12 protein-coding genes and 1 pseudogene are annotated in these 15,053 nt (G+C 66.3%); 6 read left to right on the top strand and 7 right to left on the bottom strand.

Features of this window, described 5'->3' with window-relative positions; all coding sequences use genetic code 11:
* Nucleotides 1-74 precede the first annotated feature (74 nt).
* The gene (locus MVA01S_RS00895) at nt 75-1,058 is read left to right on the top strand and encodes a patatin-like phospholipase family protein (RefSeq protein WP_003932528.1); all 984 of its coding nucleotides are present in this window, start codon (nt 75-77) and stop codon (nt 1,056-1,058) included.
* An 81-nt stretch (nt 1,059-1,139) separates the two neighbouring features.
* Here the strand turns inward: MVA01S_RS00895 and MVA01S_RS30130 are convergent.
* From MVA01S_RS30130 to allB, 3 genes and pseudogenes are all read right to left on the bottom strand, one after another.
* Nucleotides 1,140-1,625 (bottom strand): annotated as a pseudogene (locus MVA01S_RS30130) (DUF998 domain-containing protein); the annotation flags it as partial.
* Nucleotides 1,625-3,049 (bottom strand): SDR family NAD(P)-dependent oxidoreductase, encoded by a 1,425-nt coding sequence (locus tag MVA01S_RS00905; RefSeq protein WP_003932527.1) that lies wholly within the window; start codon nt 3,047-3,049, stop codon nt 1,625-1,627. The pseudogene MVA01S_RS30130 and the gene MVA01S_RS00905, both read right to left, overlap by 1 nt.
* A 66-nt stretch (nt 3,050-3,115) precedes the next feature.
* Entirely contained in the window at nt 3,116-4,483 is a 1,368-nt protein-coding gene (allB, locus tag MVA01S_RS00910) for an allantoinase AllB (RefSeq protein ID WP_003932526.1), read from the bottom strand.
* A 219-nt stretch (nt 4,484-4,702) separates the two neighbouring features.
* On the opposite strand from allB, the gene MVA01S_RS00915 reads away from it, so the two are divergent.
* Together MVA01S_RS00915 and MVA01S_RS00920 are read left to right on the top strand one after the other, a co-directional pair.
* Complete coding sequence (locus MVA01S_RS00915; RefSeq protein WP_003932525.1) at nt 4,703-6,205, top strand: NCS1 family nucleobase:cation symporter-1; 1,503 nt, start codon at nt 4,703-4,705, stop codon at nt 6,203-6,205.
* Nucleotides 6,206-6,214: 9 nt separating this feature from the next.
* Nucleotides 6,215-6,937, top strand: a complete 723-nt coding sequence (locus tag MVA01S_RS00920; protein ID WP_003932524.1) for an aspartate/glutamate racemase family protein — start codon at nt 6,215-6,217, stop codon at nt 6,935-6,937.
* A 9-nt stretch (nt 6,938-6,946) separates the two neighbouring features.
* Here MVA01S_RS00920 and MVA01S_RS00925 read toward each other — a convergent pair whose 3' ends face one another.
* Entirely contained in the window at nt 6,947-7,762 is an 816-nt protein-coding gene (locus MVA01S_RS00925; protein WP_003932523.1) for a bifunctional allantoicase/(S)-ureidoglycine aminohydrolase, read from the bottom strand.
* Between the two features lie 8 nt (nt 7,763-7,770).
* Nucleotides 7,771-9,048: a DUF6986 family protein gene (locus MVA01S_RS00930; protein WP_003932522.1), complete on the bottom strand. Its 1,278-nt coding sequence runs from the start codon at nt 9,046-9,048 to the stop codon at nt 7,771-7,773.
* A gap of 168 nt (nt 9,049-9,216) precedes the next feature.
* On the opposite strand from MVA01S_RS00930, the gene MVA01S_RS00935 reads away from it, so the two are divergent.
* The 3 genes from MVA01S_RS00935 (at nt 9,217) to MVA01S_RS00945 (ending at nt 11,959) form a co-directional block, all read left to right on the top strand.
* A complete protein-coding gene (locus MVA01S_RS00935; protein ID WP_003932521.1) occupies nt 9,217-9,978 on the top strand; it encodes an IclR family transcriptional regulator in 762 nt (253 codons plus the stop codon).
* A 67-nt stretch (nt 9,979-10,045) separates the two neighbouring features.
* Entirely contained in the window at nt 10,046-11,347 is a 1,302-nt protein-coding gene (locus tag MVA01S_RS00940) for a TrpB-like pyridoxal phosphate-dependent enzyme (protein ID WP_003932520.1), read from the top strand.
* 63 nt (nt 11,348-11,410) lie between these two features.
* Nucleotides 11,411-11,959, top strand: coding sequence for a hypothetical protein (locus MVA01S_RS00945; RefSeq protein WP_003932519.1), 549 nt, complete (start codon nt 11,411-11,413; stop codon nt 11,957-11,959).
* 907 nt (nt 11,960-12,866) lie between these two features.
* Here the strand turns inward: MVA01S_RS00945 and MVA01S_RS00950 are convergent.
* Both MVA01S_RS00950 and MVA01S_RS00955 read right to left on the bottom strand, forming a co-directional pair.
* Nucleotides 12,867-13,877 carry a zinc-dependent alcohol dehydrogenase gene (locus MVA01S_RS00950; protein WP_003932518.1) on the bottom strand — a complete coding sequence of 337 codons (1,011 nt, stop codon included), beginning with the start codon at nt 13,875-13,877 and terminating at the stop codon, nt 12,867-12,869.
* Complete coding sequence (locus tag MVA01S_RS00955; protein ID WP_003932517.1) at nt 13,874-15,040, bottom strand: cytochrome P450; 1,167 nt, start codon at nt 15,038-15,040, stop codon at nt 13,874-13,876. Before MVA01S_RS00955 ends, MVA01S_RS00950 begins: the two co-directional genes overlap by 4 nt.
* Between the last annotated feature and the right edge of the window lie 13 nt (nt 15,041-15,053).

Below are 15,053 nucleotides of genomic sequence, written 5' to 3' on the forward strand. Positions count from 1 at the left end.
CCACAGACGGTGAGAGGTGACACGGTCGGGGCTGATGCGGCCTAGCCTGGGATCGAGTGCCGAAGGAGGCGCACATGAACCGCGCAGATCTGGTGTGTGAAGGCGGCGGTGTCCGCGGTATCGGCCTGGTCGGAGCCGTGCATGCGCTCGCCGCCGTGGGCTACGAGTTCCCCAGGGTCGCCGGTTCGAGCGCGGGTTCGGTGGTGGCCGCGCTGATCGCGGGACTTCAAGCCGCCGGGGAACCGCTGTCGCGTCTCGACGAGCTCGCGCAGGAGATCGACTACTCCAAATTCGCCGACCCGACGGTGCTCACGCGGATACCGGTTGTGGGCCCGGCGTTGTCGCTGGCCGCCCACAACGGGCTGTACCGGGGCGAGTACCTGGAGAACCTGCTGACGGAGTTACTCGGTGAGATGGGCGTTCGTACGTTCGGTGATCTGCGCACCGGCGAGGAGCCGGAGCGCAACGCGTGGTCGCTGGTGGTCACCGCCAGTGATTTGTCACGACGTCGGTTGGTCCGCATTCCCTGGGATCTGCCCAACTACGGTCTGGATCCCGACGAGTTCCCGGTCGCGCGGGCGGTGCGCGCGTCGTCGGCGGTGCCATTCGCATTCGAGCCGGTCGAGGTCGGCGGGGCTACGTGGGTCGACGGTGGTCTGCTGTCGAACTTTCCGGTCCAGTTGTTCGACAGCTCCGACGACCAGCCGCGCTGGCCGACCTTCGGGATCCGACTCTCGGCGCCGGCTGGGCGCGCGCCGACCCACGAAATCCACGGCCCGCTGTCGTTGGCGTTCGCAGCTCTGGAGACGTTGATCAGCGATCAGGACGCCGCCTACATCGATGACCCGTGCACGGTCCAGCGGACGATCTTCGTACCCACCGAAAATATCGGCCCCCTCGATTTCAATATCAGCGCCGAGGAACGCGACGCGCTCTACCAACGCGGGGTGCGCGCCGCCGAGGAGTTCCTGCGGACCTGGGATTACCCGGCGTATCAGCGTGTGTGTCGCGGTGGGCCTGTGCCGCCGGAGGCGCCATCGTCTACCGCCGACGCATGAGCGTGAAGCCCGCGAGCAGTTCCAGGCGATGATCGAATACACCGACCCGCGCTCCAAGAGGCCGGCCGCTACTACGCGGGAACCGGTGGCGCCGTCGATGATCAGGGTGGTCAGGCACACCAGGCCGAAGGTTCCGAGCGCGAAGCTCGCCCGGAGCGCCCAGGAAGGCGCCCGGAGCGCGCGGCCGGCGAACCCCGCCGCGATCACCGCGACGTTGCCGCCGCCGATGGCCAGACCCGCTCCCACGACATGCCAGTGCGCATCGGGCGTCCCGCTGTGAAACATGCCCACCAGGATGTTGCCCACCGCATTCGCCACGGCGGCAACCACGAACACCCGCGCCGCCGTCGTCGTGCAGCCGCGGGCCAGCACTGCCGCTGCGAGCCCGAACAGGATGCCGTGCACCATGAACGCGCCGATGTTCATCACGTCGCTGACGCCCAGATCGCTGATGTAGTCGGCGAGGTAGCTGTAGCCGGGAAAGCCCGCCGCCGCGACGGCCTCGCACACCAGATAGGCAGTCGCGCCGAGTATCCAGATCACCGCGGCGGTGCGGGCAGAACCCACTACCAGTTGCCCGGCGAATAGTCCTTCAGGAAACAGCCGTACAGGTCCTCGCCGGCCTCCCCGCGCACGATCGGGTCATACACGCGCGCGGCTCCGTCAACCAGATCCAGTGGGGCGTGGAAGCCTTCGTCGGCCAGGCGCAGCTTCGTCGGATGCGGGCGCTCGTCGGTGATCCAGCCCGTGTCCACCGCGGTCATCAAAATGCCGTCCTGCTCCAGCATTTCGCCGGCGCTGGTCCGCGTCAGCATGTTCAGCGCGGCCTTGGCCATGTTCGTGTGCGGGTGACCGGGCCCCTTGTAGGCCCGGCTGAACTGGCCTTCCATCGCCGAGACGTTGACGACGTACTTGCGGCGCGCCGACGAGGCGGCCATCGCCGGCCGCAGCCGGCTGACCAAGATGAACGGCGCCGTCTGGTTGCACAGCTGGACTTCGAGCAGTTCCATCGCGTCGACCTCGTGCACCCGTTGGGTCCAGCTGTTGACCGATGCGGTGTCGGGCAGCAGCCCGCCCGCGTCGATGGCCGTGCCTGCCGCGATCCGTTCCGGCGAGGCGCTGCGCGCCGCGAGCGCGAGCTCGGTGACGGCGTGCGGGGTGTGCTGCTCGGCCAGGCTCCCGGCGAGCGCAGCGGGGTGGGCGTCGCTGACGCGGTCGAACGAGATGACGTCGACGAGTTCGAGTTCGGTCGGCGCGGTGCGCTCGGCCTCGACGAGGGCTGCGTACGAGCCCGGAGAGCGGCGCACCGTCTGGGCGGCGTTGTTGATCAGGATGTCCAACGGACCCTGCGCGGCGACGGTGTCGGCCAGCGCGACCACCTGCGCGGGATCGCGCAGGTCGATACCGACGATGCGCAGCCGGTGCAGCCAGTCGGCGCTGTCGGGCATCGCGGCGAAGCGCCGCACGGCGTCGTGCGGAAAGCGCGTCGTGATGGTCGTGTGCGCCCCGTCGCGCAGCAGTCGCAGCGCGATGTACATACCGATCTTGGCGCGGCCGCCGGTGAGCAGGGCACGCCGGCCGGTCAGGTCGGTGCGGGCGTCACGCTTGGCCCTGTTGAGTGCCGCGCAGCTCGGGCAGAGCTGGTGGTAGAACGCGTCGACCACGGTGTGGTGGGTCTTGCAGACGTAGCAGGCCCGAGACCGCTGCAGGGTGCCGGCGGTGGCTCCCTCGGCGGTGGACACCAGGGGCAGCCCGGCCGTCTCGTCGTCGATGCGGCCCGGTGCGCCCGTGGCGGTGGCGGCGATCACGGCACGGTCAGCCGCCGCGACGGCGTCGCGTTTGGCGTGCCGGCGGGCCTTGCGAACCGACTTGAAGATGCCCGCCGTGGCCCGGCGCACAGCGACGGCGTCGGGGTGTTCGGGCGGCAACGCCTCAATGTCGGCCAGCACCTGCAGGCAGGTTCTCAGCTTGTCGGGGTCGATGGCGCTCACGGGGGAAGGGTACGGACCGCACCGCTGATCGGCGAATTCATGGCCGGCACCCACGAAGACGCTGGGCTACACGCCGCCGCGCCGAAGCATCCTGCCCTGCGGGGTCTTGAAGTCGATTCTCTTGCCGCGCAGCCACGTCCCCGTCACGACGCCGGCGAGTGCACGACCGTCATACGGGCTGATCGGGTTCTTGTGATGCAGTTTGTGCACGTCGACCACTTGCGCGGACTCGGGCTCGAAAATCGCGAAATCGGCGTCGTAGCCGAGAGCGATCTTGCCCTTGTTGTTCAACCCCGCGAGCTCGGCGGGCTTGGCCGCCATCCACTCGAGGACCTGGGAAAGTGCCACGCCGCGCCGCTTTGCCTCGGTCCAGATCAACGAGAGGCCGAGCTGCAGCGAGGCGACGCCACCCCACGCCACGCCGAAGTCGCCGTTCTCCACGTCCTTCAGGTCGATCGTCGACGGTGAATGGTCAGAGACGATGCAGTCGATCGTGCCGTCGAGCAGGCCCTGCCACAGAAGTTCCCGATTCGACGCCTCACGGATCGGCGGGCAGCACTTGAACGCGGTCGCACCGTTGGGGATCTCCTCGGCGAGCAGCGTCAAGTAGTGCGGGCACGTCTCCACCGTGATCCTGACGCCGTCGCGTTTGGCAGTGGCGAGCATCGGCAGAGCATCCGACGACGACAGATGCAGAATGTGCGCGCGGGCACCGGTCCACCGGGCGCGCTCGATGACCTCGGCGATCGCCACGTTCTCGGCGCCGCGCGGCCGTGACGCCAGGAAGCGACTGTATCGGTCGCCCTCGGCAGTGGGGGCATGATCGATGGCACGGGAGTCCTCGGCGTGCACGATCATCATGGAGTCGAACTCGGCCAACACCCGCATGTCCTTCTCCATCTCGTCGGCGTCGAGATGCGGGAACTCGTCGACGCCGGAGTGGAGCAGGAAGCATTTGAAGCCGAACACGCCATCGTCGTGCAGACCGCGCAGATCGCCGGTATTGCCGGGGACTGCTCCGCCCCAGAAACCGACGTCGATGTGTAGCTTGCCCGATGCTGCCGCACGCTTGACGTTGAGTGCTTCGACGTTGACCGTTGGCGGAATCGAGTTGAGCGGCATGTCGATCAACGTGGTCACGCCGCCCGCCGCCGCGGCCCGGGTAGCGGAGTCGAACCCCTCCCACTCGGTGCGGCCCGGCTCATTGACGTGCACATGCGTATCGACCAGGCCGGGGATCATGACCTGCTCGTCGGTGAGCTCGATGATCTCCGCGCCGGGGAGGCCGCTGCCCAGCGGCTCGATCGCGACGACGCGACCGTCGCGAATACCGATCTCGCGGGCGACGATTCCCGCCGTTGTCAACGTGCGTTTGCCGCGGACCACCAGGTCGAGATCGGAGTGGTTCGGCTGCTCGCGGGTGTCGGCGGTCATGGATGGTCTCCGTTGCTGCGAGATATTCCTCATGGTGGAACTCACGCTCCACTTTTCGGTGACTCTAGAGGTGGGGGTAACTGTCGTCAATCGCGCCGAGGGTTGACAGGTGCCGTCCCGATGCGAGTTACTTACCCAACTTGTGGAATACAACTTCCACAAGGTGGAATTCCAGCGACGACGCGGAGCGTCGGCGCTCCGACCGTGACAGGTGTGTCCATGAGCACAGGGTCCACCGGGCTGATCGGCGACTCCAGTCGTGACGATGCCCCGTTCGCCGGCGTGAGTCCGGATCTGTACAACCCCGATCTCGCGCCCACAAAGCGCGAAGGTCGACGGTGGGGTGCGTACAACATCTTCACTCTGTGGGCGAACGACGTCCACAGCCTCGGCAACTATGCGTTCGCCATCGGGCTGTTCGCGCTCGGCCTCGGCGGGTGGCAGATCCTGCTCGCCCTGACGCTCGGCGGAGTGTTCCTCTTCCTGCTGCTCAACCTGTCCGGGTTCATGGGAGAGAAGACCGGCGTCCCGTTCCCGGTGATGAGCCGCATCGCGTTCGGCACCAGCGGCGCGCAGATTCCCGCCCTCATCCGCGGGGCGGTCGCGATCGCGTGGTTCGGCATTCAGACCTACCTCGCGTCAGTGGTGCTGCGCATCATGATCATCGCGCTCGCACCGTCGGCCGAGGCGCTGGACTCGAACAGCTTCCTGGGGCTCTCGACGCTCGGCTGGATCTCGTTCGTCGCGCTGTGGGTGGTCCAGGTGATCATCGTCAGCTACGGCATGGAGATGATCCGCAAGTACGAGGCGTTCGCCGGCCCAGTCATCCTGTTCACGATGATCGCGCTGGCGATCTGGATGCTCAACAACGCCGACTGGAGCATCGCGTGGAGCACGCCCGACTCGCTGACCGGCCTCGACATGTGGCTGAAGATCATCGGCGGCGCCAGCCTGTGGGTCGCGATCTACGGCACGTTCGTCCTCAACTTCTGCGACTTCACCCGTAACGCCACATCGAAGTCGGCAATCGTGCGCGGCAACTTCTGGGGTATCCCGCTCAACATGCTGGTGTTCGGCGGCATCGTGATCACCATGGCCGGTGCGCAGTTCCGCATCGACGGACGCATCATCGAGGCACCCGCCGACATCGTCCAGGAGGTGCCCAACACCCTGCTGCTGGTGCTCGCCGCCCTCGCGCTGCTGATCCTGACCATCGCCGTGAACCTGATGGCGAACTTCGTCGCCCCGATCTATGCGCTCAACAACCTGTTCCCGAAGCACCTGAACTTCCGTCGCGCAGCGTTCATCTCGGCCGTCATCGGCCTGGTCATCCTGCCGTGGAACCTGTACAACACCCCCGCGGTCATCAACTACTTCCTCGGCGGACTCGGCGCCATTCTCGGTCCGCTGTTCGGCATCGTCATGGCCGACTACTGGTTGGTGCGTCGCTCGAAGATCAACGTGCTGGCCCTGTTCACGACCGATGCGGACGGCGAGTACCACTACACGAAGGGGGTCAACGTCCGCGCCGTGATCGCCCTTGTCGTCACCGCGGTGGTGGCACTGCTGATGGCGTTCATTCCGGCGTTCGCGATTGTCTCCGAGTTCTCCTGGTTCATCGGCGCCGGACTCGGTGCGATCGTCTACCTGGCGGTTGCAGACCGCCGCGGACCGTTCCACGATGTCTCCGGTGAGCCCATCGCCGTGGCCAGTACGCACTAGGGGAGCGCCGTGAGAATCCTCGTCGCCAACGTCAACACGACGGCCTCGATGACCGAGGCGATCGCCGAGTCGGCGCGCGCAGTCGCGTCTGCGGGTACCGAGATCGTCGGCATCACACCGCGGTTCGGTGCGGAGTCGTGCGAAGGAAACTTCGAGAGCTACCTTGCGGCCATCGCTGTGATGGACGCCGTGACGTCGTACCCCGAACCGTTCGACGCCGTGATCCAGGCCGGCTACGGCGAGCACGGCCGCGAAGGTCTGCAGGAGTTGCTCGACGTCCCGGTGGTCGACATCACCGAGGCGGCCGCGTCGACGGCGATGTATCTCGGACACAAGTACTCGGTTGTCACCACGCTCGACCGCACCGTGCCGCTGATCGAAGACCGTCTCAAGCTCGCGGGACTCGACGCACGGTGCGCGTCGGTCCGGGCGTCCGGACTCGGTGTGCTCGAACTCGAATCAGATCCCGATCGTGCGGTCGAGGCGATCGTCCGCCAGGCGCGGGAGGCCGTCGAGAACGATCACGCCGAAGTCATCTGTCTGGGCTGTGGCGGCATGGCCGAACTCGAGGAGAAGGTCAGGGCCGCGACCGGCGTCCCGATCGTCGACGGAGTCCGCTCGGCGGTCACCATCGCCGAAGGTCTGGTCCGGATGGGTCTGTCCACATCGAAGGTGCGTACCTACGCGACTCCGCGCGAGAAGAAGGTCATCGGCTGGCCTTTTCAGTTGTAGGGCAACGTCTTACAGCATGATCTGGCGGTTGACGTCCTTGTACAGCAGGTAACGGAAGTTCGACGGCCCGCCCGCGTAGCACGCCTGCGGGCAGAAGGCGCGCAGCGCCAGGAAGTCGCCTTCCTGAACTTCCACCCAGTCTCCGTTGAGGTGATAGACGGCCTTGCCTTCGAGCATCAGCAGGCCGTGTTCCATCACGTGAGTTTCGGCGAACGGAATGGTGGCGCCGGGCTCGAACGTGACGATGTTGACGTGCATGTCGTACGCGAGATCCTGGGGGTCCAGCATGCGTGTCGTGCGCCACTTGCCGTCGGTTCCCGGCATGGCTGACGGTTCGATGTCCTGCTCGTTGCCGAACTTGACCGATGCGGTGTGGCCCTCGACGGCCTCGTAGCGCTTGCGGATCCAGACGAACGTCGCATCGGCGTCACCGTTGTTGTGCGCCGACCAGTCGGTGCCCGCCGGGAGGTAGGCGAAGCCGCCCTCGGTGAGTGTCTGCGACTGGCCGGCCGCGTTGACGGTGAGCGCGCCGGAGGTGACGAACAGGAAGCTCTGCACCTCGGGCTGGGGCTCGGGTCGCTGCGCACCGCCGCCGGGCTTGACCTCGACGATCGCCTGGAAGTACGTCGTCGCACCACCGGCGACCGGCCGGTTGAGAATCCATGCGCGCGTATTGGTCCACTCCGGGAACACCGAGGTGACGATGTCGGAGAGGACGCCGCGCGGGATCACCGTGTAGGCCTCGGTGACGATGGCGCGGTCGGTCAGCAGATCGGTCTGCGGGGGCAGGCCGCCGCGGGGCGTGTAGTACGACGCTGCGGGCACTGGGAGGGTCACTGGTTGCTCCTTGTGGGGCGGCCGAGCGCGATATCGCGCACGGTGGACATGGGCAGATCGACGGCGGTCTCGACCTCGTCGACAGTGAGGGCGCCGCACACACTGCCCCGATGGATGACGGTGGCAAGTGCGCGGGCGGTGGCAGGCTCGTCCATGACGGTCGAGTCGAGCTGGTGGACGTAGTTGCGTAGGCGCGTCGCGGCGGGGGAGAAGGCGCCGCGGTAGAACGCGTAGGTCGCCAGGTACCGGGTTACGAGCTGGGCCGGGTGCATGTCCCAGCCCTGGTAGATGCCGCGCTCCAGGTGGCGGCGGACCAGTCGGGCGTGCAGCTTCCATGCCATGGCGACGTTGTCGGGATCGCCGACCGGGACGATGTTGGTCGAACCGTCGGACATGTGCACACCGGTGCCCGCGACCGCGAGTTGCATGACGTTCTTGGCGTGATCTGCCGCCGGATGTTCCATCGACTGGTACGCGGCGGCGATACCCAGGGAGGCCGAGTAGTCGTAGGTCCCGTAATGCAATGAGCTGACGCGGCCCTGGCCGGCGTGGATGAACTGGGCCACGGGTGCGCGACCATCGGCGCCGAGGATCGCCTGCGGTGTCTCGACCTGCACTTCGAAGCGGATCCGGCCATCCGGTAGTCCTTGTGCGGCTTCGAGGGCGCTCGCGACCGCGACCATGGCCTCGACCTGGTCGACGGACGTCACCTTGGGCAGGGTCAGGGTGAGGCCGTCAGGGAGGCCGCCGGAGTCGACGAGTCCGCTGATGAACATGTCGAGCGTGCGCAGTCCGCGTGCACGGGTGCCTGCTTCCAGGCACTTGAAGCGCGTACCGACGAACGGTGTCGAGGTGCCCGCGTCGAGCGCGATCCGCAGCGCGGCGATCGCCTGTGCGACATCGGCATCCTCGGTCACATCGTCGAAGGTGCCGTAGCCGTCCTCGAAGTCGATGCGGAGGTCTTCGATCGGCTCGGTGGTCAGCTTGTACTCGACAAGAGCTGCGAGAGTCTCCGGCTCGCAGTCGGTTCCGCTGCTCGCGCCGACCAGTGCGGCCACGGCGTCGAGCCCGCCGGCATCCTTCGCGGCTGCAAGAGCGGTGGATCCCCACTCGGCGGGCATCGTCGCCGAGTACCGGTTGCCCGGGATGTAGACCGTGTGCACCGGCTGGCGGCGGCCGTCATCGCCGGGGTATCGAGCCACCAGTTGGGCGTCGGCGGCCGCGAGGCGACGATCGATATCGGCCAGCGCCGCGTCATCGAGGCATCGAGTCACGGGTGGCGCCCTAGCTGGACGGGGAGGCGGAATTCCACATTGTGGAGTTTAGGGTGCGGGCTGGGAAATGTACACGCAAGGTTCTGTCGAGGCTCAGTTTGTTCCATATTGTGGAATCGATTCCTGGACTGTTGAATGGAATCCACATCGGCGGCCAGGAGTAGATGGATGGCAGAGAAATCGGGCGGCGTGCAGTCGGTCGAGCGCGCGTTCGAATTGATGGAGTTGATCGGACGTGCCGGAGGGGAGTGCTCGCTGACGGAGTTGTCCGCGGAGTCCCCGTTGCCGCCGCCGACGATCCACCGCCTGCTGCGCACACTGGTCGGCCTCGGCTACGTGCGCCAGTTACCCAATCGCCGCTATGCGTTGGGCCCGAGATTGATTCGACTCGGCGAGGTCGCGAACCGCCAGTTGGGCGCCGTCGCCGGTCCGGTGCTGGAGTCGTTGGTCGACGAACTGTCGGAAGCGGCGAGTCTCGCGGTGCTCGACGGCGACATGGTGATCTACACCGGGCAGGTGCGTTCTCCGCAGATGACGCGGCCGAATGACGAGGTCGGCAAGCGCGTCGGTCTGCACACGTCCGGCGTGGGCAAGGCCGTCCTGGCTGAACTGGACGATGCGCGCATTCTGAAACTGGTGACGCAGTCCGGGCTTCCGGCGCCGACGAAGAACAGTGCGTCGACCCTTTCCGCGGTGTTCGCGAACGTCGAGCGCGTGCGCGCCGACGGCTATGCCATCGATGATGAGGAGTCGGAGATCGGTGTTCGCTCCGTCGCGATGGCGGTGCCGGGTGCTCCGACTCCGATGGCGATCGGCATCTCCGGCCCCTCGGGACGGATGGGCAAGGATCTGATCGCCCGTGCTGTTCCCGCTCTGAAGAGGGCGACCGGCGTGATCTCCGAGGCCCTGATCGGGGCGAAAGAGGCGTAGTTCTCTGGAGGGGGGCGAACTCCTGACGGCGCCTCGCGCCCGCATCGTCGCCCGTTAGGGTGTCCGCATGACCGAACAGCTCGACGCCACCCATCCGGACCTCGTCACCGTCACGGTGCCGACGCACTGGTACAACCTGGCGGCCGAGCTCTCCGAGCCCATCCCGCCTCATCTGCATCCCGGCACCAAGGAACCGGTCGGCCCGGATGACCTCGCGCCGCTGTTCGCCAGCGGATTGATCGCGCAGGAGGTGGCCACCGAGACCTACATCGAGATCCCGCAGGAGGTGCGGGAGATCTACGCGATGTGGCGCCCGTCTCCGCTGATCCGCGCTCGCCGCTTCGAGAAGGCGCTGAACACCGGAGCGCACATCTACGTCAAGTACGAGGGTGTCAGCCCGGTCGGCAGCCACAAGACCAACTCGGCGGTGGCCCAGGCCTACTACAACTCCATCGACGGTGTGCGGAAGCTGACCACCGAGACCGGCGCCGGCCAGTGGGGCAGCGCACTGTCGTTCGCCGGGGCTCAGTTCGGCCTGGAGATCGAGGTGTGGCAGGTCCGCGCGTCGTACGAGTCCAAGCCGTATCGCGGGCATCTGATGCGGACCTACGGCGGCACGGTGCACTCGAGCCCGTCGACGCTCACCGAGTCGGGCCGCGCGATCCTGGCCAAGGATCCGGACACCACCGGCAGCCTCGGTATGGCGGTCAGCGAGGCTGTCGAGGTCGCCGCGGCGGACCCGGAGGCGCGCTACGCGCTGGGCAGCGTGCTCAACCACGTGGTGCTGCATCAGACCGTCATCGGCCAGGAGGCCGTCGCGCAGTTGGCGCTGGTGGAAGCCGACGGTGCCGACGTCGTATTCGGTTGCGCCGGAGGCGGTTCCAACCTGGCCGGGCTGTCGTTCCCGTTCCTGCGAGAGAAGATCCACGGCCGGTCGAACCCGCGGATCGTGGCCGCCGAACCGGCCGCGTGCCCGTCGATCACCCAGGGTGAGTACCGCTACGACCACGGCGATGTGGCCGGGCTGACCCCGCTGCTGAAGATGCACACGCTCGGCATGGATTTCGTGCCGGACCCGATCCACGCCGGCGGCCTGCGCTACCACGGCATGGCGCCGGCGCTCAGCCACACCGTCGAACTCGGACTGGTGGAGGGCGTGGCGATCTCGCAGCACGACGCATTCGCTGCTGGTGTGCAGTTCGCGCGCACGCAGGGCATCGTGCCGGCGCCGGAGGCGACGCATGCCATCGCGGCCGCGGCCAAGCATGTCGCGGACGATCCGCGGGAGCAGGTGGTGGTCATCGGGCTGTCCGGACACGGCCAGCTGGATCTGCCGGCCTACGCGGAGTACCTCGACGGCAAGTTCTGACCAGGCGGTTTGTGGCCGCGACTATCCTCGACACCAGGCAGTTTTCTCGAAGAGGTGAGTGTGGTGTTCCGTCTGCGGCAGCGCGACCGATCGCTCGAGGCGGCCCTCAGGCAGATCGAACACCGGGTGCTCGAGGACGTTCATCTGCCCGTATGGGCGCGTCGCGTGGCGTGGGTAGCCGTCCTGGTGTTGGTTGCGTGTGGGATCACGACATGGGTGGTCGGCCACGACGTCGGGACGGTCCCGCTGGCCGCGTCCGTGCTGGCCGCCGGCGGCGCGATGTGTTCGGTCGTCACGCTGCGGCGTCGCCGGTTCCGGTGGTGCGCTGCGGCGGCCTACCTGTCGGGGTTGTCGACGGTCGCCGGGGTCGGCGCGTATTGGTGGTGCCAGACCAGCTCGGCGGGTCCGATCCTGGCGATTTCGTCCGGCGTGTCCGCGGTGGCCGCTGCGACGCTGACCGCGGTGTGGGTCGCGGTGGCGATCACCCCGGTCGAGGATTCACACCCGGACATGCGGCAGCCCTCGAAGCGTAAGTGGGGCGTCCGCGAGAGCGGCGACACGATCATCTGGCCGCCGCCGTGCGCGGGGCCGCGCCGTCCTGATCGGAAATAGCTTGCAGGGCTTGACGACACGTGACCGGAAAAGAGAGCGACGTCAAGTCTCGTGTTCGCCGAACAGATACGAACCAGGTGGAACCTTAGGGAGCCTGCTGGATGCTGACGAAAGTCAATGTGGTGCTGCGCAATTGGGTTCCGGCCATGCGCCCCCAATTCGTCACAGTGACGCTATTCGAGCGTGAAACGGGGAAGGGTGGCATAGTCCCGGGGGACTCCCGCAGCACGCGGAAACATCATCGATCAACACGTGTGGCGAAACAACCCGACGACCGGAGGGAATTCAGATCGCGGCCGCGAGTGAGTGATTGCACGGCCGGACATCAACGGGACGTTCAAGTTCCGACACCCGCAAAGCTACGGATGCGTTTGCAGGACAGCGCAATTAGGTCCAGCGGCGCAGACTCAATTTGTCACTGTGACGTATTGAATCGACCGAACGGCTCCGGTGACGGCCGGGACCGAGGGCGCTAACCACTGGCAATCCCGTCAGACAAGCCTCGCGGGCCGAGTCTGCGATGACCACCAGGCCGGCCTAGCCCGACCTCAGCCGATACAGACGATGGCCCGCCGCGGGCGACGATGATGGCGACAGTTGGCGACGAGCAGCCGACCGACGGTACGGGGTAGTTCGGAGAGGGCTGGACAGAAACTGCAGCGGTGGACAGATCGCCCAGATCAGCGCAGACCTGCACAAACGACGCGCAAGGCCCACGTGGTCTGTTCTCGCAAGTCAGCATTGTGCCGATAAGCCACATTATGTCAACTAAAGCACTGCATACTGCATCAGATGGATCATCCCTGAGCTCGTGCCGGCCACCACTCCCTCCCGTCGTTTCGGCCGCGTTGCAGGACTTCCTCACTGATCTCCCCGTCGGCCGGCGAGCCGGGGGCCTACGCCGTCCTCAGTCGAAGGTGATGACGATCTTGTCGGACGCGCCGGGCGTGGCGGCGCAGCGCAAAGCTTCATCGAGGTCGTCGAAGGCGAAGGTGTGGCTCACGATCACGGCGTATTTCTCCCAGTGCTCGATGATGTCCTTCGTGACTTCGAAGATCTCGTCCGGGTAGCCCATCGAGCCGACGATGGTGAGTTCATTGCTCATCACGTTCATGAGATCGACGGTCACCGGTTCCTTGTGCACACCGACGATCCCAAGGGTGGCTCCGCGCTGCGCCGCCGCCAATGCCGTCGTGACGACCTCGGACGCACCAGCGGCATCGAGGTAGATGTCCGTGCCGGACTTTCCCGGCCAGATCGACTCACCCGGGCCGTGCAGGTCGATCAACCGCGCGACGACGTCTTCGTCGGCCGAATTGATGACCGCATCCGCCCCGACCTTCATTGCCTTGTCCAGGCGAGTCTGCAGCAGGTCGATGACAACCACATGGCCGACTCCAAGGGATTTCAGGGCTATCGTCGCGCCGAGTCCGATCGGCCCGGCGCCGAACACCGCCACGCGATCTGTGGGCTTGGGAGCCACCTGGTTCACCGCGTGCCGGGCCACGGCCATGGGTTCGTTGAGCGCAGCGACCTGGTAGGGAACGTAGTCGGGAATGACCTCGATGCTGTGGCCCCGCACGGCGTCCTTGACCAACAGGTAGTCGGCGAGGCCACCGGCGGATCCCCCGTTTCCGATGATGTCGTCGGGTACGGCCATCGGATTGATGACGACGCGGTCGCCGACCGCGATACCGGTCACGTTCTCACCGACGGCGGCGACCTCGCCGGCCGGTTCATGCCCGAGAGGCATGCTGCCCTGATGCGGTGGAAGACCCCCGATGGAGATGTAGAACGTGTCCGACCCGCAGATTCCACACGCGCGGATGCGGACGAGGACCTCGTCGGGGCCTGCCTGCGGTGTGGGAACGTCGATGATCGCGGTCGTACCTGCACCGGAGACTATGGCTGACCTCATGGCTGGGATGTCCTTTTCTCGTTGACGCGAAGGGGAATCGACTCGAACGCCCGCGCCCAGGTGGACACCATCCGCGTGGGCGCACCGATGAGTTCACACTCGGGGAAGCGCGTGAACCATTGCTCGAAGGCGAGCCGGGCTTCCAAGCGCGCGAGACCTGAGCCCATGCAGAAGTGCACACCGTGACCGAATGACGCGTGGCGCTGGGCACGTCGTGTCACGTCGAATCGCTCCGGATCCGGGAACTCGCGTTCGTCGTGATTGGCTGCGCCCCATACCAGCAGCACCCGTGAGCCGGCCGGGATGCGTACGCCGTGCAACTCGACGTCGCGGGTTGCGGTCCGGGGCAGGGCCTGGGTTGGAGCCTCGATACGGTTGATCTCCTCGACCGCGGACAACCACAGTGACGGGTCGTGGCGCAGCAGATCCAGCTGATCCGGGTTCTGTAGGAGAAGCACCGTGCCGGAACCGATCAGGCTGGCTGTGGTGTCGTTGCCGCCGAGTACCAGCAGCAAACAGAATCCGAGCAACTCCTCGTCACTGAGCCGCTCGCCGTCGATTTCCGCGTTGAGCAGTGCGGTCATCATGTCTTCACGCGGTTCACGACGGCGCTCTTCGAGAAGTTCGGCGAACGTCGTGTAGATGCTCACGGCGGCGTTGAGCGCATCCTCGTTGTTCTCCGTCAACCCGATGAACGCCTCGGTCCATGCGCGCATCGGGGCGAGATACTTTTCGTCGAGGCCGATCATCCCGCCGACCGCGACGCTCGGGATGACCGCGGCGTATTCGTGCTGGAATTCGCACGTGCCTTTGGCTGCGATGGTGTCGATCAGTCGTTCTATCGACGCACTGAGATCGGCTTCCATCCCGGCGACCCGGCGCGGGGTGAACACGCGAGATACGAGCTTGCGCAGCGCGGTCTGCCTGGGCGGATCCATGAAGATGAGTTGCGGCAGCAGCTCGTTGGCTTCCGCAACCTTGCTGGAGAAGGTCTCGTGGTCTGCTGCGGCAGCCCACACATCGTCGAACCGGGTCAGTGCGTAGAACCCTTGGTCGGGGTCGTGGTACACGGGATGCTCATCGCGCATCGTGCGGTAGATGTCCCAAAGGTCGGTCTGGAACTCCGGGGTCGACGTGTTGTACAGAACTTCTGTTTCAGTCATACCAATCAAACCT

It is taken from the genome of Mycolicibacterium vaccae NBRC 14118 = CIP 105934, from assembly GCF_001552715.1.
GTDB lineage: Bacteria > Actinomycetota > Actinomycetes > Mycobacteriales > Mycobacteriaceae > Mycobacterium > Mycobacterium vaccae.